12 protein-coding genes and 1 pseudogene are annotated in these 19,847 nt (G+C 73.1%); 8 read left to right on the top strand and 5 right to left on the bottom strand.

The genetic code is table 11. The features are described from left to right. Positions 1–44: 44 nt before the first annotated feature. The 5 genes and pseudogenes from ACF1BN_RS24385 (at position 45) to ACF1BN_RS24365 (ending at position 9,016) form a co-directional block, all read left to right on the top strand. Positions 45–1,577 carry a PLP-dependent aminotransferase family protein gene (locus ACF1BN_RS24385; protein WP_392333713.1) on the top strand — a complete coding sequence of 511 codons (1,533 nt, stop codon included), beginning with the start codon at positions 45–47 and terminating at the stop codon, positions 1,575–1,577. A 133-nt stretch (positions 1,578–1,710) separates the two neighbouring features. After that, complete coding sequence (locus ACF1BN_RS24380; RefSeq protein WP_392333774.1) at positions 1,711–3,294, top strand: alkaline phosphatase D family protein; 1,584 nt, start codon at positions 1,711–1,713, stop codon at positions 3,292–3,294. A gap of 85 nt (positions 3,295–3,379) precedes the next feature. After that, positions 3,380–4,742 (top strand): annotated as a pseudogene (locus ACF1BN_RS24375) (SWIM zinc finger family protein). A gap of 64 nt (positions 4,743–4,806) precedes the next feature. Then, positions 4,807–7,500, top strand: coding sequence for a DUF6493 family protein (locus tag ACF1BN_RS24370; RefSeq protein ID WP_392333712.1), 2,694 nt, complete (start codon positions 4,807–4,809; stop codon positions 7,498–7,500). 88 nt (positions 7,501–7,588) lie between these two features. Further along, positions 7,589–9,016 (top strand): GNAT family N-acetyltransferase, encoded by a 1,428-nt coding sequence (locus ACF1BN_RS24365; RefSeq protein ID WP_392333711.1) that lies wholly within the window; start codon positions 7,589–7,591, stop codon positions 9,014–9,016. Here ACF1BN_RS24365 and ACF1BN_RS24360 read toward each other — a convergent pair. Then, a complete protein-coding gene (locus ACF1BN_RS24360; RefSeq protein WP_392333710.1) occupies positions 8,943–10,154 on the bottom strand; it encodes a trans-sulfuration enzyme family protein in 1,212 nt (403 codons plus the stop codon). The two genes, ACF1BN_RS24365 and ACF1BN_RS24360, sit on opposite strands and share 74 nt — an antisense overlap. Before the next feature lie 59 nt (positions 10,155–10,213). Here ACF1BN_RS24360 and ACF1BN_RS24355 point away from each other — a divergent pair, with 59 nt between their 5' ends. The 3 genes from ACF1BN_RS24355 (at position 10,214) to ACF1BN_RS24345 (ending at position 12,991) form a co-directional block, all read left to right on the top strand. Then, positions 10,214–10,711, top strand: coding sequence for an Lrp/AsnC family transcriptional regulator (locus ACF1BN_RS24355; RefSeq protein WP_392333709.1), 498 nt, complete (start codon positions 10,214–10,216; stop codon positions 10,709–10,711). 49 nt (positions 10,712–10,760) lie between these two features. Next, positions 10,761–12,461: a DUF885 domain-containing protein gene (locus ACF1BN_RS24350; RefSeq protein ID WP_392333708.1), complete on the top strand. Its 1,701-nt coding sequence runs from the start codon at positions 10,761–10,763 to the stop codon at positions 12,459–12,461. Between the two features lie 83 nt (positions 12,462–12,544). Further along, positions 12,545–12,991 carry an Lrp/AsnC family transcriptional regulator gene (locus ACF1BN_RS24345; RefSeq protein WP_392333773.1) on the top strand — a complete coding sequence of 149 codons (447 nt, stop codon included), beginning with the start codon at positions 12,545–12,547 and terminating at the stop codon, positions 12,989–12,991. Positions 12,992–13,149: 158 nt separating this feature from the next. On the opposite strand, the gene ACF1BN_RS24340 is transcribed toward ACF1BN_RS24345, so the two are convergent. From ACF1BN_RS24340 to ACF1BN_RS24325, 4 genes are all read right to left on the bottom strand, one after another. Further along, the gene (locus tag ACF1BN_RS24340; protein ID WP_392333707.1) at positions 13,150–16,194 is read right to left on the bottom strand and encodes an AAA family ATPase; all 3,045 of its coding nucleotides are present in this window, start codon (positions 16,192–16,194) and stop codon (positions 13,150–13,152) included. Then, positions 16,191–17,366 (bottom strand): exonuclease SbcCD subunit D, encoded by a 1,176-nt coding sequence (locus ACF1BN_RS24335; protein ID WP_392333706.1) that lies wholly within the window; start codon positions 17,364–17,366, stop codon positions 16,191–16,193. The genes ACF1BN_RS24340 and ACF1BN_RS24335 overlap by 4 nt, the downstream gene beginning before the upstream one ends. A 346-nt stretch (positions 17,367–17,712) precedes the next feature. Next, a complete protein-coding gene (locus ACF1BN_RS24330) occupies positions 17,713–18,339 on the bottom strand; it encodes a YigZ family protein (RefSeq protein ID WP_392333705.1) in 627 nt (208 codons plus the stop codon). Between the two features lie 9 nt (positions 18,340–18,348). Next, the gene (locus tag ACF1BN_RS24325) at positions 18,349–19,800 is read right to left on the bottom strand and encodes a PucR family transcriptional regulator (RefSeq protein ID WP_392333704.1); all 1,452 of its coding nucleotides are present in this window, start codon (positions 19,798–19,800) and stop codon (positions 18,349–18,351) included. Between the last annotated feature and the right edge of the window lie 47 nt (positions 19,801–19,847).

The following is a 19,847-nucleotide window of genomic DNA, read 5'->3' as shown; positions in this document are numbered from 1 at the left end:
CCTGACGCTAGGGAGCGGGGCGGTCCGGGTTAAGGTCCACTTCCATGACGCCATCGGGGACCACTTCCGGTTCGGCACCTCAGCGGTCGTGCCGGGACAGCGGCGCGCAGCCGGCCTGGGAGCTGTTGCTTCCCGCCGCATCGGAACCGGCCCGCCGACGGGGCCGCGCCTTGCAGGAGGCGATGCGCGAGGCCGTCCGGACGGGGCGGCTCGCGTCCGGCACCCGGCTGCCGTCGAGCCGGGCGCTCGCCGCGGACCTGCGGGTCTCCCGTGGCTTGGTCACGGAGGCGTACGAGCAGCTGACGGCGGAGGGCTACCTCCGCAGCGACCGCGGCTCGGGGACGTGGGTGAGCGACGCGGTCCGCACGGCACCGGCGGCGTCGCCCGGTGCGCGGGCTCCGGAAGCATGGGAGCGGTCCGGCACAGGTGCGACCGTCGACTTCCGGCCCGGCGTTCCCGACCTGTCGCTCTTCCCGCGCGCGGCCTGGGCGGCGGCGCAGCGCGCGGTGCTCGCCGAGCTGCCGCACCAAGCGCTCGGGTATCCGGACCCGCGCGGACTGCCGGTACTGCGCTCCGCGCTCGCGGCGATGCTGAGCCGGCGCAGGGGCGTGGTGGTCGACCCCGACCGGCTGGTGGTGTGCTCGGGCGTGGCGCAGGCGGCGACGCTGATCGGGTTCGTGCTCCGGGAGCGGGGACACGGGACGGTGGGAGTGGAGGATCCCGGCAGTCCCGAGCACGCCCGGCTGTTCGCGTCGACCGGTCTGGAGACGGTGTGGCTGCCGCTCGACGAGGAGGGCCTGCGCCCCGAGCCGCTCGCGGCGGCGGGGGTGCGAGCCGTGGTGGTGACGCCGTCGCATCAGTTCCCGTCCGGGATCGCGTGGTCGGCGGAACGACGCGGCATGCTCCTGGACTGGGCACGGTCGGTGGACGGGTACGTCCTGGAGGACGACTACGACGGCGACTTCCGGTACGACCGGGCGCCGGTGGGCGCGCTCCAGGGACTCGACCCCGAACGGGTCGTGTACACGGGTTCGGTGAGCAAGTCGCTCGCGCCGGGGTTGCGGCTGGGCTGGATGGTCGTACCGGAAGGCCTGGTGGATGAGGTCGTCGAGCGGAAGCGGACGATGGACCTGGGGCATCCGGCACTGGACCAGGCGGCGTTGGCGCACATAGTGACGGGTGGGGGTTACGACCGGCAATTGCGTCGTTGCCAGCGTGTCTACCGGGAGCGGCGGGACGCCTTGCTGGACTCGTTGCGGGAGCACTTTCCCGGGACGTCGGTGACGGGCATCGCCGCCGGGCTGCATGTCATCGCGCGCGTCCCTGCGCGATACGGGCCGACGGAGCACTTCCTGGCGGAGGCGGCGCGCGCCGGTGTGGCCCTGCGCGCGCTGGAGGAGTACGGAACGGCCCGGCCCGCCGACGGTGCCGTACGGCTCGTGATCGGGTACGCGCATCTGACGCCCAAGGCGATCGCGGCGGGGGTGCGCCGGACGGCGGAGGCTCTGGGCAGAAGCCAGGCGGCCGGGGTGCTCTGTTCACGCGGGGTTCGCGCGGTCGCCTCTCCGGGCGCATAGGCAGGGTCCGGCGCGAACTGTTGCGCCGACAGTCAAATTTGGCGTCGCCTGCCTGGCGACGCGTCGGACCCGACTCGCTCCCGGAGGCCACATGTCCGCGCACCAGCCCGGTTCCCGCCCCGTCGTCCCGCCCATGGCGGCTTCGTCCTCCACGCCCGCTCGGCGCAGTGTGCTGCGCGGCTCGCTCGCCGCGTCCGCGGGACTGGCCCTGGGCGGCGCCGGCGTCGCGGCGCCGGCCTTCGCCCTGGCCGGTCGCCCTGAGGCCCGGTGGGGCGTACAGACCGGAGATGTCACAGCACACTCAGGGCTGGTGTGGGCACGGTCCGACCGGCCTGCCCGGATGATCGTGGAGACGTCGGCGACGGAGTCGTTCCGACGGGTCCGCCGCCATCACGGGCCGCTGTTGGGGGCGGGTACGGACTTCACGGGATCGGCGTTCCTGCGGGGGCTGCCGGCCGGCGAGCAGATCCACTACCGGGTCGTGCTCGCGGACGTCGACGATCCGCGTCGTACGAGCGAGCCGGTGCTCGGAACGTTCCGCACGGCGCCGGAGCGGCGTCGCGACGGCGTGCGCTTCCTCTGGTCGGGGGATATCGCGGGCCAGGGCTGGGGCATCAACCCCGAGATCGGCGGATTCCGCGCTTTCGAGGCCATGCGCCGCCTCGACCCCGACTTCTTCCTGTGCAGCGGCGACACCGTCTACGCCGACGGTCCGCTCCAGCCGACGGTGACGCTCCCCGACGGGCGGATCTGGCGCAACCTGATGACCCCGGAGAAGGCGAAGGTCGCCGAGACGCTGGACGAGTACCGCGGGAACTTCCGCTACAACCTGCTCGACCGGAACGTCCGGGCGTTCAACGCGCAGGTGCCGAGCGTGGTGCAGTGGGACGACCACGAGGTGCGCAACAACTGGTACCCGGGGCAGATTCTCGACGACGCACGCTACGCGGAGAAGGACGTGGACGTCCTCGCGGCCCGCGCGTCACGCGCCTTCGCCGAGTACTTCCCCGTCTCGACGCTCAGGGCAGATGCCCAAGCAGGCGCCGAGGGCCGCATGCACCGGGTGGTGCGGTACGGGCCGCTGCTCGACGTCTTCGTGCTGGACATGCGTTCGTATCGCAACGCCAACTCGCCCGGTCGGCAGGAGAACGACTCCACCGGCATCCTCGGGGCCGAGCAACTTGCCTGGCTCAAGCGAGAACTGGTGCGATCGCGGGCGGTGTGGAAGGTGCTGGCCGCGGACATGCCGATCGGGCTGGTCGTCCCGGACGGCTCCGCCGACTTCGAGGCGATCGCACAGGGCGACCCCGGCGCGCCGCTCGGCCGAGAACTGCAGATCGCCGAGCTGCTGCGTTTCGTCAAGCACCGTCGCGTCACCGGCACGGTGTGGCTGACGGCGGACGTCCACTACACCTCGGCGCAGCACTACGCGCCGGAGCGTGCCGCCTTCCGGGACTTCGCGCCCTTCTGGGAGTTCGTGTCGGGCCCGCTGGCCGCGGGAGGGTTCCCGGCCAACCGGCTGGATCCGACCTTCGGACCGGAACGCGTGTTCGTCCGGGCGCCCGAGCGGGCGAACGTCTCGCCCATGGAGAGCCCGCAGTACTTCGGAGAGGTGCACATCGACGGAGGGAGCGGTGACCTGACGGTACGTCTGCGAGGGGATGACGACACCGTGCTGTTCACGAAGGTGCTGCGACCGGGCCTGGTGGGACAGTAGCGCCTCTGGCGGCCGGACGGAGTTATCCACAGGCCGGCCTGTGGATTCGAGCGGGATGTCGGTGGCAGGCCCTACGGTCGTTTGCATGACGCGATCGGTACAGGCGCTCGCTTACGCACGCCCATCTTTCCTTGAGTCCACGGGTTCCGGCCGGCTCCTCGGTCTGGAGACCGCCGGCGGCCTCACCCCTCGCGGGGCCGAGGCACATCCCCGCTTCTTCACGGGTTTTCTGGCCTCGCCTCAGGTCGCCGCGCGCGGTCTGCTGGCGGTGGCCGACGTGGCCGCGGCGCGCTACCACCAGCGGACGAGACCGGGCTCACTGGATCCGGTCGTGACGGGGAACGGGGACCGTCTGCGGTTCGAGTCCTTCTCCGGCTGCGGCGGGGTGTACGCGCGGCTCGATGTCCTCGACGAGGGCCTGGGCGGCACGAAGACGGGGCACGGCACCACCAACGTCGACGTGAACGACCCTCTGCGCGAGGCGCTGTCACGTATGACCGGTGCCGACCCGCTGCATCTGCGGGTGGGGCCCGACGAGATGGCTGTCACCACGCTCGGCGGATCGGTGGTGGAGAAGAAGGTTCCGCTGCCGGACCGCTGGCTTCGCGGCTTCGCGGAGGCGCAGGTCGCCTCGGCGCGGTTCGATCTGCGGGCTGAGCTGACCGGCACGGAAGCCGTTCGGTTCGTCCGCGGGCTGCCCCGTTCGCAGAGCCGTGGTCGGGCTCCGCTGTGGGTGGTCCAGTCCGGAAGGACGCTGCGTCCGACGACACGTCCGGGAGCCGGAGCCATATGCCTGCCGGGACCTGAGCGGCTGATCGCTCTGGAGCGGGTGCTGCGCTTCGCCACGGCGCTTCGCGTGTACGGGCCGGCTCCCGACGGCCTGGCCGCGCCCGGCGCGTGGGAGGTGGCCCTGCCCGGCATGCGGCTGACGCTCACCCTCTCGCCCGATCCTGCCCGTGGCTTCTCCGGAGAGGGCGGGGTGCTGGAGGCTCTCGCCACCGCCGACGCCGCGGCGGACGCGGAGCTGATCTCCGTCCTCCTCACCTGGGAGCCGAGGATCGATCCGGCCGACCTCGCGGACCGGTCCGGCCTCACCGTCGAACGGGTCCGCGCCGCCCTGACCCGCCTGGGCACGGCCGGGCGGGTGGGTTACGACGTCGCGGAGGCCGCGTACTTCCACCGGGAGCTGCCTTACGACGCGGACCGGGTCGAACGCCACAACCCGAGACTCGTCTCCGCGCGACGGCTGGCCGAGGAAGGTGCTGTGAGTCTCGACGGAGAACGCGCGATTGTGCTCTCGGGCGAACGGCGCTACCGCGTGCGGGTCACCGACGGGGTGTTGAGCTGCACGTGGGTGGACGGACAACCGGGGCCGGCGAGGGCCGTGCAAGCACGCGTTGGCGGTGCGGATGGTACGTCGTGGAGCACCGGTGGCGTCGACGGTGTGACGACGGGTGACAAGCCGCGACCGAGGGCGGCGAAGGACGAATCACAGAAGGCATGGGGGCGGGGATGAACACTGGGGTACTCGTCGGGACGAGCGACGGATGGGGCGTCGACGCGCTGATGAAGGCGGTGCGAAACGGGCGCGCGGACGAGGTTCCGCGGCTCCTGGAACCGCTGGACGCCGGCGCGCGGCTGGAGGCGTTGGGACAGCTGAAGGCGCTGCGGTCCGAGGTGCGTGCGTGGGACTGGAACCGGTGGGAGGAGACCACTCGGGTCCGGCGGGCGCTGTACGTGGCGGGGGCAGGCTGCCATACCGGTGCGGCGGCCGCCGCGAGCTGGCTGGGCGGGCGGGACCTGCTGAACTGGCGTACCGAGAACGGCGTCCTGACACTGCGCGTCCTCGCGGATCGAACGTCCGCCTGGCGTGCGGACGTGGCGCACCGACTCGCGGCCAAGCCCACGGTCGCCGAGGAGAGCTACGGCCTGATCCGAGGGCTGGTGGAGGGGGCCGCGGTGCCGGCGACGGACGGCTACGTCCTCGGCTGGACGCGGCAGATCACGGACAGCAGGCTGCTGGAGAACCTGCGGACGGATCCGCAGGCTCCGGTTCTGGTCGCCCACGCCCTCTCGATGCAGGAGACGCCCGATCAGCTGACCTGGTCGGTGCCGAACGGCTCCGCGACACATTGGCCGACAGCACTGGCGGCGCTCGCGCAGGAGGGGGTGCTCGATCGCGCGGAGCTGGTCGATCTGTGCGTGTCGCGTCTGCTGCGCGGCGGGCGCCTGCGTGACCTGCGGCTTCCCCTGGCACTGTTGCAGTTGGTGCCGCCGACCTCGGAGGAGCAGCGGGACAGGATCGCTGACTGGATCGGTATGACCGCGGACGCGACCTCCCCGGTCGCGGGATACGCGCAGAAGACGCTCTCCGGGCTGGCGCTCGAGGGGGCGCTGCCGGGCGGGGCGTTCGCGGAGATGACGGCGGGCGTGCTCTTCCGTACGGAGAAGAAGCTGCTGCGGAGCCAGTTGACTCTGGTGAACAAGGTCCTCACCAGGAGTCCCGGACTCGCGGTCGAGGTGCTGCCGGTGGTGGCCGACGCCTTCGGGCACGACGACACGGAGATTCAGCAGCGGGCACTGCAGGTCGTGACCCGTCATCTCAAGTCCGTCGACGACGAGACGCGGTGCGACCTGGCGGAGGCGGCCTCGCTTCTCGGTCCCGCGCACCGGGCCGCCGCGGAGGAGGTCTTCGGCCGCATCGGGGAGCGCGAGCTCCTGCCGTACGAGGAGATCCTTCCGCCCGTGCCGGAGCTGCAGTTCCTGCCCGGACCGCAGGGGTCCCTGGAGGAGCTGATGGAAGACCTGCTGGTGCAGCAGCGGCGGTCGAGCAGTGCCGTGGAGTTCGAGCTGGCCCTGGACGGACTGGTACGGCACGCCCACCAGGACCGGGACGGTGTGGCGGAGCGGGTCCGGGAGGCCTTCTCCGAGGCGTACTGGCAGAACACGAGCGGTCCCACCGGAGACGCCGACGTCGACTTCTTCCGGCACGGTCCCCGCGGTCTGGACGGCGTCCTCGCCGCACTCGCCGGGAAGGTGAGGCGGGAGCGGATCGAGGCCGGGCGGAACCAGACCGTACCGATGACGACCTGTGTGCACGGGGCTATGGAGGTGACGCAGGACACCCGGATCTGGGAGATCGCCCATCTCATCGGTGGAGGCACTCTGCCTCTGCTTCTGGCCACCCCGACTCGGCACACCGGGGCCATCGATCCGCTGGATCTCGTGCGACGGCTCAGGGAGTACGCCGATGCCGGCCTGGAGCCGGCGCCGGTGGACCTGGGCCATGCGCTGCTGCGGGTACGCCGGCAGGACGCTTCGGCGAGTCGGGCCGCCGAGGAGGCGGACGCCCTGGGCAGCGAGGCGGGAACGCGACTGGCCGCGTGGCTGCGGTCCGGAACCCCGCTGAAGGCGACTGTGCGCTTCCACCCCCGCGCGGAGGCGAAGGGCTCGGGGCGTTGGTGGCTCGTGGACCGGATCCTGGTCGAGATGGCGAAGCGCCAGGACTTCCGGAAGGAGTTCCCGAAGACCTTCCATTGGCTCGGTGGTGGTCTGCTGCCGAACGCCCGCCGTTGCTACCACTGGGAGCACGTCCCCGAGCGCTGGGCCACACTGTTTCCCGCCGACCGTGAGTTGCTCGCGGCCTGTCTGCTCTCCTCGATGGCGAGTGCGGTGGACGGCGACTCGGCGCGTGATGTGGCCGGCCCGCTGACCCTGCTCGCCGAGGGTGAGGGGCAGGTGGGCAGGGCTGTCGCGCTGGTACTGGCCTTCGGCCTCGGCTGCCGGGACGCGGACGACCGGCTGCGGGCGGTGGACGCACTGCTCGTGCTGGCCGCGCGGGGCGATCTCGATGCGCGTCAGGTGGGCAGGGACCTGGCCTGGCTCCTCGCGGAACGCTCCATGAAGCCGAACCGCCTTGCGGACGCGGCCCGGACCGCGGCGGCGACCGGCGCGTACGGGACCGTGTGGACGATCCTGTCGGAGGCGTTGCCGACACTGCTCGAAGCGGAGCAACCCATGCGCGGTCTGGGTGAGCTGCTGGCCATCGCGGCGGACTGTGTGGAACGCTGCGGGGCGACCGGGGAGCTGGCCGGACTCGAACGGCACGCTTCGGCACGGGGGACGTCACAGCTGGTGACCCAGTCCAAGCGACTGAGGAACGCACTACGCCAGGGAACCGATCAGGGCGCGACAGAAACGTCCTGAATCAGTCAGAAATCCTCCAGATCGCCACTTAACCCGCCAGTCACAAAGCGTTCGTGATCACGCAACACCGCTCGGTCACAGTGAAGTCATGACCGATGTGACGTCCTCGAAGAGCACCCGCCGCCCGCACCACTGGCGGCACGACCTGATCGAGCTCGCGGCGCTGTTCACCGCCGTGGTGGTGGCCGACACGATCGCCAAGACCATCGTGAAGGGCCCCGAAGGCCCTTACCTCCTGGTGTTCTCGGCCATCGCCCTGATCGCCACCGCCGGATTCCACACGTGGTGGGCACGAAGGCACAGTCATGCCCCACCTGCCGCCGCGGCCGCGTGGACGTCCACTGCAGTGGACGTCCACGCCGAGCGGGCGCGACAGGCCTCGGGTGCGGCGTCGGAACAGGCACCGGCGATTGTCGAGACGGTGCTGTGGCGGATGAGGGCCACGGTCGACGACACCCCGGGCAGCCTGGCCGCGCTCTGCACGGTGCTCGCCCGTCTCGGCGTCGACATCCTCACGCTCCAGACGCACCCGCTGACTCAGGGGACGGTCGACGAGTTCCTGCTCCGCGCGCCGGCGCATCTCTCTGCCGACCGGCTCGCCCGGGAGATCGAAGCAGCGGGTGGGCGTGACCCCTGGACCGAACGGGCCGATGCCCACGACCTGGTGGACACGCCCACCCGGGTCCTCGGCCTCGCCACTCGTACCGCGCTCGACGCCGCCGAACTGCCGCTCGCGCTCCGTCAGCTCCTCGGCAGGTGCACCCTGCACTCCGTGCCGGCCGTCTCCCTGACCGGACGTCCGACCGGCGAGCAGGCGCCCGTGGAGGGCGTACTCGAAGAGACCGTCATGAAACTGCGCGACCCCAGCGGCGGCACCCTGCTGATCGAGCGCCCCTACCTTCCCTTCACACCGACCGAGTTCGCGCGTGCGCGTGCTCTCGTCGAACTCGATGCCCGGCTCGGACCGCGCGTTCCCCACAGCCAGGACGTGCTCACCCTGCCCGAGGGGAACGAGATCACCGTCCGGCGCGCAGACCAGCGCGATCTCGTCGCCGCGCGAGCGATGCACGACCGCTGCTCGTCTCGCACGCTGAGCCTGCGCTACCACGGGCCGGTCGGCGACGCGGACCGCTACCTCGACCATCTGCTCAGCCCGCGCTTCGGACGCACACTCGCCGTGCAGACCACGTCCGGACGGCTCGTCGCCCTCGGCCACCTGCTGTGGGACGGGGACGAGACCGAGGTCGCCCTGCTGGTCGAGGACGACTGGCAGCGACGCGGGATCGGCTCCGAACTCCTCGGCCGGCTCGTGGCCATGGCCGAGGAGGCCGGATGCGAGAGCGTCTACGCCGTGACGCAGTCGTCCAACACCGGCATGGTCGCCGCCATGCGCGCGCTGAACCTGCCCCTCCACTACCAGATCGAGGAGGGAACGCTGGTGATCACCGCTCGGCTGGACTCGGCACCGCTACGGGGCGAGCGGTCGCAGCAGCAGGCTCGGCGGAGCGAGCGCTGAGCGCCTGCGTCAGGTCCCGCCACAGATCCTCGACATCCTCCAGGCCGACCGACATCCGCAGCAGCCGGTCGCTGACACCCGCGGCACGGCGGTCGCCCTCGTGCACGATGCGGTGACTGATCGAGGCCGGGTGCTGGATGAGGGTGTCGACGCTGCCCAGGCTCACCGCCGGGGTGATCAGCCGGACTCCGGAGATCACCTCGTGCGGGTCGCCGTAGACCTCGAAGGCCACCATCGCCCCGCCGATCGCCGGGTAGTGGACCCGCGCGATCCTGGGGTCGGTGGCCAGGCGGCGTACCAGCTCCGCGGCCGTCGCCGAGGCAGCCCTGACGCGGACCGGGAGGGTCGACAGGCCCCGGAGCAGCAGGTAGCCGGCGAGGGGGTGGAGGACACCTCCCGTGGCGAAGCGGACGCGGCGCAGTTCGCGGGCGAACTCCTCGTCGCAGGCGACGACGCCGCCCATGACGTCACCGTGCCCACCCAGGTACTTGGTCGCGCTGTGCAGGACGATGCGCGCGCCGAGACCGGCCGGGCGCTGGAGGACCGGGGTGGCGAAGGTGTTGTCGACCAGGAGCGGGACGGCGCCGCAGGAGTGGGCGACGGCGCGGATGTCGACTTCGGCCAGGGTCGGGTTGGCCGGGGACTCGACCATCACGAGGCCGGTGTCCGGACGGATCGCGTCGGCGACGCCCGCCGGGTCGGTCCAGGTCACCTCGGTACCGAGCAGCCCGGCGTCCAGGAGGTGGTCGCTGCAGCCGTACAGCGGACGGACCGCGACGACGTGGCGCAGGCCCTGGCTCGCGCGGGCCAGCAGGACCGCGGTCAGCGCGGCCATGCCGCTCGCGAAGGCCACGGCGGCCTCCGTGCCCTCCAGTCGGGCCAGCGCCTCCTCGAAGCGGGCCACGGTCGGGTTGTCGAGACGGGCGTAGACCGGCGGGCCCTCGAGGCGCGCGCCGGTGGCGGCGAACTCGTCGATGCGGGCGGCCTCCGCCCGGGCGTCGTACGAGGGGTAGGTGGTGGACAGGTCGAGCGGCGGGGCGTGCACCCCGAGCGCGGCGAGGTCTTCCCGGCCGGCGTGCACGGCTTCGGTGGCGAGCGCCCTCGGGGTGGCCGAAGGGGCGTGATCCATGGCGTCCATGGCGGCACTGTGGACGCATACCCGGAAGTAGCATCGAATGTCCGTGCTACGTTCGGCGGATGGCCGATTCTGTCGTACTGGACACGGTCGATCTGCACATTCTCCGCCTTCTGCAGAACGACGCCCGGACCACCTACCGCGAGCTCGCCGCCGAGGTCGGCGTCGCGCCCTCCACCTGCCTGGACCGGGTCGCCCGCCTCCGTCGCACAGGGGTCGTCCTCGGGCACCAACTGCGTCTGGATCCGGCCAAACTCGGTCGCGGTCTGGAGGCGCTGCTCCTCGTACAGGTGCGGCCGCACCGGCGGGAACTGATCGGTCCGTTCGTCGACCGGATCCGGGCCCTGCCCGAGTCCCGGGCGCTGTTCCACCTCACCGGCCCTGACGACTACCTCGTGCACGTGGCCGTCGCCGACCCTTCCGACCTGCAACGACTCGTCCTCGACGAGTTCACCTCGCAGCGTGAGGTGGCGCGGGTCGAAACCCGGCTGATCTTCCAGCAGTGGGACTGCGGCCCCCTGATGCCGCCGGGCGCGGGACCGTCCTTGTCAGCCGTGTGACGTCTGTCGAGGGTGACGGGAGGCCGCTGAAGGCATCAGGATGAGACACATGCCAGAGAGTTCCCTCAGCAATCTGCCCCGTCAGGTCGCCGACGCCTTCGTCGACAACCTCATCGCCCTCGACCCGATCACCGGCACCCATCTGGGAGTCCGGGAGAGCGCCGGACGGCTTCCCGACTTCTCCCCAGAAGGCCAGGAGGCCGTGGCCGAGCTCGCCCGCCGGACCCTCGTCCTGCTCGACGAGGCCGAGCGGACCCCGGGTGCGGACAGCGACGCCGAGCGGCGCTGCGCCCGCCTGCTCCGGGAGCGGCTCACCGCCGAACTGGCCGTGCACGAGGCCGACGAGGGCCTGTGCGCGGTCAGCAACATGCGTTCGCCGGTGCACAGCGTCCGGATCGTCTTCACCGTGATGCCCACCGACACCGAGGACGACTGGGCGGCCGTCGCCCAGCGGCTACGCGCCGTGCCGGCGGCGCTGGAGGGGTACCGGGCATCGCTCGCGCTCGGTCTGGAGCGCAAGCTGTTCGGCGGGCCGCGCGCCACCGCGACCTTCGTCGGACAGCTCGCCGACTGGGCCGGGGGCGAGGGCGAACCGGGCTGGTTCGAGCAGTACGCCGCGGCTCGCCCCGACACTCTCCCGGAGGAGCTGCGTACCGAACTCGCCGCGGCAGCGGTCGCGGCGAACGGCGCCGTCGCCTCCCTGCGGGACTGGATGCGCGACGTGTACGCCCCGGCGGTCGCCGACGCGCCCGACACCGTGGGCCGCGAGCGCTACCGCCGCTGGAGCCGTTTCTTCAACGGCACGGACCTGGACCTCGACCAGGCGTACGCCTACGGCTGGTCCGAGTACCACCGGCTGCGCGGCGAGATGGTCACCGAGGCCGACCGGATCCTGCCCGGCTCGGACCCGTGGGAGGCGCTCGCCCACCTCGACGAGCACGGCACCCACATCGAGGGCGTCGACGAGGTCCGCGAGTGGCTCCAGCAGCTGATGGACGAGGCGATCGACGCCCTCGACGGCACCCACTTCGAACTCGCCGATCGGGTACGGAAGGTGGAGTCGCGCATCGCGCCGGCGGGCGGCGCCGCGGCCCCGTACTACACCGGCCCCTCCGAGGACTTCTCGCGTCCCGGCCGCACCTGGCTGCCGGTGGACGGGCAGACCCGGTTCCCCGTCTACGACCTGGTGTCGACCTGGTACCACGAGGGCGTACCCGGGCACCACCTGCAGATCGCGCAGTGGGTGCACGTCGCCGAGAGCCTCTCCCGCTACCAGGCCACCATCGGCATGGTCAGCGCCAACGCCGAGGGCTGGGCGCTGTACGCGGAGCGGTTGATGGACGAGCTCGGCTTCCTGCCGGACGCGGAGCGGCGGCTCGGTTACCTGGACGCGCAGATGATGCGGGCCTGCCGGGTGATCGTCGACATCGGCATGCACCTGGGGCTGGAGATTCCGGCGGACTCGCCGTTCCACCCGGGCGAGCGGTGGACGCCGGAGCTGGCGCAGGAGTTCTTCCAGCGCCACAGCAGCCGGCCGCCGGCCTTCGTGGCGAGCGAGCTGACGCGGTACCTGTCGATGCCGGGCCAGGCGATCGGCTACAAGCTGGGTGAGCGGGCCTGGCTGCTCGGCCGCGAGCAGGCCCGCGCGGCGCACGGCGACGCCTTCGACGCGAAGGCCTGGCACATGGCGGCGCTGAGCCAGGGACCGCTGGGTCTCGACGATCTCGTGGACGAGATCTCCCGCCTCTGATCGCACCGCGCGACGGCTTTCCCCGGCGGACCGCTTGATCCGCCGGGGAAATCCCTGTTGGCTCTGGTCCCATGAACGGTCCTCTGAACGACTACGCCCCGGACGCCACCGACTGGCGGATCCTCGACGCCCTCCAGGCGCAGGGCCGGGCCAGCTACGCGGAGCTCGCCCGCACCGTGTCGATGTCGCCCTCGGCGGTGACCGAGCGGGTGCGGCGCCTGGAGGAGGCCGGGGTGATCACCGGGTACACCGCCGTGGTGGATCACGAGCGGCTCGGGCTGCCGATCCTCGCCTTCGTGCGGCTCCGCTACCCCACCGGCAACTACAAGCCCTTCCACGATCTGGTCGCCGTCACCCCCGAGGTGCTGGAGGCGCACCACGTCACCGGCGACGACTGCTTCGTCATCAAGGTCGCCGCCCGCTCGATGCGCCACCTGGAGGAGATCGCCGGCAAGATCGGCACGCTCGGGTCGGTGACGACGAGCATCGTGTACTCGTCGCCGCTCCCCCGCCGGGCCGTCAGCCGCTGAGACCGCGAGCCGCGAGCCCGTCGTCCGTTGAAGCCGCGGCCGCCGAGGCCGCGGCATGCGAGGCCGTCGCCCCCGGTTCCGCCCTCCTCCGGATCCGTCGCCCTCCGGATCCGTGAGCCAGGGAGTCGTGAGTTGCGGATCCGTGAGCTGCGGAGTCGTCAGCCGCCGATGCCTTCTCCGCCGGTGCGGAGGCGTACGGCCGAGCCGTGGCGGGACTTGGTGACCTCCAGCTGGGCCGGGATGCGGCGGCGCAGGTCGCCGACGTGGCTCACGATCCCCACGCTGCGGTCCCGTTCACGGAGCGAGTCGAGGACGTCGAGGACCTCGTCGAGGGTCTGGTCGTCGAGGCTGCCGAAGCCCTCGTCGATGAAGAGGGTGTCGAGGCGGACGCCGCCGGCCTCGTCGGTGACGACGTCGGCGAGGCCCAGGGCGAGCGCGAGCGAGGCGAAGAAGGTCTCGCCGCCGGAGAGGGTGGCGGTGTCGCGTTCGTTGCCGGTCCAGGCGTCGACGACGTGCAGGCCGAGGCCGCTGCGCCGGGCTCCGGAGCGTACGTCGGAGTGGACGAGGGTGTAGCGGCCGGAGGACATCCGCTGGAGGCGCGCGGAGGCGGCCGCGGCGACCTGTTCGAGCCGGGCGGCGAGGACGTACGCCTCCAGGCGCATGCGGCGTTCGTTGTCGGCCGAGGTGCCGGCGGTGAGGCCGGCGAGGCGCGCGACCCGGTCGTGTTCGGTACGCAGCGGGCCGAGGCGCCGTACCTCCGTCCCGGCCTGGCGGGCGAGTCCGGCGAGTCCGGTGACGCGTTCGCGCGCGGCGGCGAGTCCCGCTCCGGCGGCGCGCAGGGTGCGCTCGGCGGCCGTGTGGACGGCGTCGGCGGTGTCCGGGTCGGCGGGCGGGAGGGCGGCGGCCTCCTCGATGCCGGGTTCGGCGAGCCGGTCGGCGACGGCGGCGGCCTCGGCCTGCCAGACATCGACGCGGTGCTGGCGCGAGCGGCGGCCGTGGTCGTCGAGGAGGGCCGCGGCCGCTTCGGCGGGGGTGGTGAACCCGGCTCGGTAGGCGGCGTCGGCGAGTTGGGCATCTGCCTTCTTGAGGCGGTCGGCAGCGAGCTCCTCGGCCCGTACGGCTCCGGCGGCGTCGACCAGAAGGGCGATACGGCGCTCCAGACGGTCGGCGTGCTCGGCCACGCTGGCGAACGCGCCGCGTCCCCGGGTCAGCTCCTCGGCGAGTTCGGCCCGCTGCCGGTCGATCCCTTCGCGGTGCGAGGTACGGGCGGCGACGCGCCGCTCAGCCTCACGTTGGGCAGTTGCCCTCTCTTCGTGCTCGCGCTCCGCGCGCGCCAGTGCTTCGCGCGCGGCATGGGTCTGGGCGGCGCGTGCGTGCGCCTCGGCGTGGCGGGCGGTCAGCTCCTCCGTCACTTCAGTGAGTTCCGCGACCGTGGGCTGGGGGTCGGTGTGCTCGGCGGAGGCGAGTGCCCTGACCTCGTCGCAGGCCGCGGCGAGGGCTTCGCGGGTGCCGGCGAGTTCGCGTTCGGCGGCGCGGCTGGTCTCGTCGGCCCGGGTGTAGCGGGCGTACGCGGTCTCCTCGGCGGCCCGGTCGACGTGGTCGGCGGTGGTGGGCGTCGGAGCGGGGTGGCTGGTGGAGCCGCAGACCTGGCAGGGGTCGCCGTCGGTGAGGGTGGCGGCGAGTTCGGCGGCGATGCCCCGCAGACGGCGGGACTTGAGGTCGAGCCAGGTCTCGTGCGCCGCGTTGCGGCGCTCGCGGGCGGCGGCGTACCGCTCCTCGGCCTCGGTCAGCGTACGGGCGAGTCCGTCGCGGCGGCGGGCGGCGGCGAGCCGGTGGCGGAGGGGTTCGAGCCGGCCGGCGAGCTGTTCGGTGCGGGCGGCCGCCTCCTGCGCCGTGTCGATGCGCTGCTGGAGGGCGGCGCGGCGGGGTTCCCAGTCGGCGAGCCAGTCGGCGGCCTCCTGGAGGGCGTCCTCGTCGGCCCGGGCCTCGCGTTCGAGGAGGGTCCGTTCCTCGGCGAGCGCGGCGGCTCGGGTCTCGGCGCGGCGGGCGGCGGCCAGGCCGCCGAGGTCCTCGCGGAGCCGGTTCTCCAGGGTGGACAGCTGCTCGGCCGGGGCCTCCGCGAGGTCGGGCGGCAGCAGGGAACGGGCCGATGCGCGGGCGGCCAGCGCGTCGGCGTGCTCGCGTTCCGACGCGCGGCGCAGGTCGAGGGCGGGGGCGACCCGGTCGGCCTTGAGGGCTTGGGCCAGGGCGTGCTGGTCGCGGTCACGGTCGGGGATCCGGGCGGTGAGCGTCTCGCGCCGGCGCAGGGCCTCGGCGTGGCGCGCCTGGCGGGCGGCGAGGTCCCGGGCGTGTCCCGCCGCGGCGCGGGCACGGGCCTCGGCGTGTTCGGCGGCGGCGAGGCGTACGCCGGCGATGTCGGCGGCCTCGCGGGCCTCGGTGCGGGCGACGGCCGCCCAGCCGAGGACGGCTTCGGCGAGGCCGGGCTCGCCGGGCTTCCCGTCGACGGGGGTGCGCGCGGCGGGGAGTCCGTCGGCGGCCTGGGCCATGCGGTGGGCCAGGGCGAGGAGCCGGGCGTCGCCCTCCTCGACCCGGTGGGCGGCGGCCCGCCGCAGTTCGGCGAGGCGTTCCTCGACGGCGGCGAAGCGCCGGGTGTCGAACAGGCGGCCGAGGAGCTTGCCGCGCGCCTCGGCGTCGGCGCGCAGGAAGCGGGCGAAGTCGCCCTGCGGCAGCAGGACGACCTGGCAGAACTGCTCCCGGCTCATTCCCAGGAGCTGGGTGATCTCCTCGCCGATCTCCTGGTGGGACTTGCTGAGACCGGTCCACGCGCGCGTGGCGGGATCGTACTCGCGCAGGGTGCTCTGCGCCTTCTCGGTGGTGAAACCTCCTCCGCGCTTCTTGGGGCGGAGCTGGGCGGGGCTGCGCCTGATCTCCAGGCGGCGCCCGCCGACGGTGAGGTCGAGCAGCACCTCGGTGAGCGTGCCCGCGGCCGCGTGGTCGCTGCGGAGGGTGGTGCCGGGGGCCTGGCGGGCGCCGGGCACGCTGCCGTACAGGGCGAAGCAGACGGCGTCGAGGACGGACGTCTTGCCGGCGCCGGTGGGGCCGTGGAGGAGGAAGAGCCCGGCGGTGGACAGGGCGTCGAAGTCGACGGTCTGGGTGGCCCCGAAGGGACCGAAGGCGGTGACCTCCAGCCGGTGCAGCCTCATCGGCCCGCCTCCCGCTCGGTGCTGGCGGCGTCGACGCGGACGTCGTCGAAGGCGCCGTACAGCACGATCCGCTCCGCGGCGTCGAGTCCGCCGCCGGCGCGCACATGGCTGACGAAGTCCTCGGCGATCTGCTGGTCGCTGCGACCGCGGAGACGCTGGGCGTAGGAGGCGAGGGAGTCGGTGTCGGCGCGCTCGGGCTCGAAGACGAGGTTGAGGGTGTGCGGGAACCTTTCCGTGAGCCGGGCCATCGGGTCGTGGGGGCGCACCGGGTCGGTGAGGGTGGCCTCGATCCAGGACTCCTGGTGCCGGTCGTGCGCGGGGTCGGCGAGGAGGTCCTCCAGCCGGCCGCGGAGCCGGGCCAGGGGGCGGGGCACCGGGCAGTCGACGCGTTCGGCGGCGGTGACGGCGCCGTCGGCGCCGAGGTCGATCAGCCACGTCGTCTTGCGGTGGTCGGCCTCGGAGAAGGAGTAGGCGAGCGGGGAACCGGAGTACCGCACGCGCGGGGTGAGGGTCTGGGAACCGTGGAGGTGGCCGAGGGCCACGTAGTCGACGCCGTCGAAGACGGTGGTGGGGACGGCGGCGACGCCGCCGACGGTGATGTCGCGCTCGCTGTCGCTGGGCGCGCCGCCGGCGACGAAGGCGTGCGCGAGGACGACGGACCGGGTGCCGGCCGGCCGGGCGGCGAGGTCGGCCCGGACCCGGCCCATGGCGGCGGAGAGCACCGACGCGTGGCCGGACTTCTCGGCGCCGAGCTGCTCGCGTACGAGCGCGGGCTCCAGGTACGGCAGGCCGTAGAGCGCCACCTCGCCGTGGGCGTCGGCGAGGACGACGGGGGTGCCGATGCCGGCGGGGTCGGTACGGAGGTGGATGCCGGCACGGCCGAGGAGTCCGGCACCGACCCCGAGGCGCCGGGCTGAGTCGTGGTTGCCGGAGATCATGACGGTGGGCACTCCGGCCTCGGCGAGGCGATGGAGCGCGCGGTCGAACAGCTCGACGGCGGGCAGCGGCGGTACGGCGCGGTCGTAGACGTCGCCCGCGACCAGGACGGCGTCCACCTCGCGGTCGCGGACGGTGGCGACGAGGTGGTCGAGGAAGGCGGCCTGGGCGTCGAGGAGGCCGACGCGGTGGAAGGACCGGCCGAGGTGCCAGTCCGAGGTGTGCAGGAACCTCACGTCGTCGTCCCACCCCGCATGCGCGTGCCGCTCCTCGCCCCTGGTGTCCGAATCCCCGTGCCGCGCCCACGGCGCGTGCGTGCGCCGCGTACGGGCGCACCGCGTGCGCGCTGCTCGGGCGCGCTGCTGATGCACTGCTTGTGCGTGTGCACTGGGTCCGGGTCTGTTCGTGTGTGTCCACCACGCTAACCCGGCGGGGGTGGTGGGCGGGGCCACACCGGTGAGATACGGGTGGGCGGGGGTGGGTGGACCGGGGGCCTGGAGCGTGGCGGGCGGCCCTGGGCGCCATCGGGTGGCTTCGGGCGGGGTCGGGTCGTGTCGAGGTTGTCCCGTGCGGGGCTGCGGGTCACGCGTCGCCGTACGCCTCGCCGCCGAGTTCCATGGTGGCGGTGCCGGCGGTCACGTCGGCGAGCCAGTCCTGGAAGGCGGGCACGTCGGCGTCGGGGAGACCGATCTCGATGGTGACGGCTTCGGCGTACCGCACGTCCCGCACGGCGCGGCCGGTGGAGCGCAGGTCGTTCTCCAGCTTTCCGGCGCGCTGGTGGTCGACGGTGACGGTGGCGACCCGGTATCGCTGCCTGGTGATGGTGCCGAGCTCGTCGAGCGCTTCGCCGACGACGCCGCCGTACGCGCGGATGAGGCCGCCGGCTCCGAGCTTCACGCCGCCGTAGTAGCGGGTGACGACGGCGGCGACGTACCGCATGTCGCGGCGCAGCAGCATCTGGAGCATGGGGACGCCGGCGGTGCCGCCCGGCTCGCCGTCGTCGCTCGCCTTCTGGACGGACGCGTCGGCGCCGAGGACGTACGCGAAGCAGTTGTGGCTGGCCGTGGGGTGCTCGCGGCGGATCCGTGCCACGAACTCCTGTGCCTCGCGCTCGTCGGCGACCGGTGCGAGTGCACAGAGGAAGCGCGAACGGTTGATCTCGGTCTCGTGGACGCCCTCGCGGGCCGCCGTGCGGTACTGCTCCTGCATTCCGCCAGCCTACGTGCCGTACGCGTCCCACTCCGCGCCGCCCGGGCCGGACGGCTCCGTCACGGTGGAGGCGGGCCCCGGGGCGTCGGGGAGGCCGACGTAAGCGAGCGCGCGGAGGGCAAGTGCCCAACCGAGGCGCGCCTCGCCGGATTCGCTGGAGCGACCCGTGAGCTCGGCGACGCGGCCGATCCGGTTGAGCACGGTGTTGCGATGGCAGTAGAGGAGCTCCGCCGCGCGGGAGGCGGAGCAGCCGTGGTCGAGCCAGACGCGAAGGGTGGCCAGGAGCGCGGCGCGTTCGCCGCCGGTGACGAGGACGGGACCGAGGTTGACGGTGACGATCCTCTCCGCGATGTCGGGACGTCCGCTGAGCAGGACCTCGGCGAGCCGCACGTCGAAGACGGCGGCCTCGCCGCTGCCGGCGGGGAGGGTACGGAGGGTCTGCTCGGCGAGCCGGAGGGCACGGCCCGCCTGGTCGAGGCGTTCGAACTCGGGCGAGACGCCGGCGGTGGCGCCGGTGCGTTCGCGGAGCGTGTCCAGGAGGCGGAGCAGCGGCGGATCGAGCAGGGCGCCGGGCGGGGGCGGCGTCCGGCCGGCGGTCGTGTCACGGCGCGGAAGGCGGACGAGGCCGGCGTACCGCCCGGAACGCGGGCGCCAGAACGACCACAGCCCCTGGGCCTCCAGGACGGGCGCCGGGTGCGGCGGCGCGGCCGGGTCCTGGGTGGCGACCACGACGACGTAGCGGTCCTGGGCGGGCACGCCCAGTGCGGCGGCCGCGGCGGTGGCGACGGCGGGGTCGTCGGCGCGACCTTCGAGCAGCGCCTCGAAGAGCGCGGCGCGGCGGGTGTCCTGGCGGTTCTGGAGTTCCAGCTGTCCGAGTCGGTAGGCGTCGGCCATCGCGACCGAGTAGCGGTCGATGGTCTCCCAGACGGCGCCGGCCATGTCGAGTTCCAGGTCGCGGTTGTCCGTCTCGCGGCCGGCCCGGGTGCGCAGGTGCTCGGCCATGACCTGCCACAGGATCCGTCCGCCGCGCCGGTACGCCTGGAGGACCGTGTCGAGCGGGACGCCCTGCTCGGCCCGGCGGCGGCCGGTCTCGCGGGCCGCGCCCTCGAAGTCGCCGCCGGTGGGGGCGAGCCCGCCGAAGTCCTCCAGGGCCCGCAGCAGGTTGTCGCGGCAGATCGCCCACAGGTCCTCGCGGGTGACGGGGTCGCCCGAGGCGTACGCACCGGAGTGGGCGCGGATGTCGTCGACGGCCCGGTCGGTGAGCCGGTCGACATCGGCGAGGAGCGCGGACGCGAGGGCGCGGCGCAAGGCGCCGGAGTCGCCGGAGTCGCCGGAGTCGCCGGCCGATCCGAGCGGAGTGTGTGTACGGGGCGTGCCCGACGCGTCGGACGGGGGGCGCGACGAGGCGCCGTTCCGAGGATCGGACGAGGGGTCGGGAGCGCCGGGCGGGCGGGGCGTCATGGCTGGCACCGTAGCGCCGTGCTTTGGCGTTTGCCACGGGCCTGAGG

Origin of the sequence: Streptomyces sp. NPDC014861 (assembly GCF_043081625.1) — a bacterium.
Classification (GTDB): domain Bacteria; phylum Actinomycetota; class Actinomycetes; order Streptomycetales; family Streptomycetaceae; genus Streptomyces.
The sequence above is the reverse complement of the archived record's forward strand: the minus strand, read 5'-3'. Positions and strand labels throughout refer to the sequence as shown.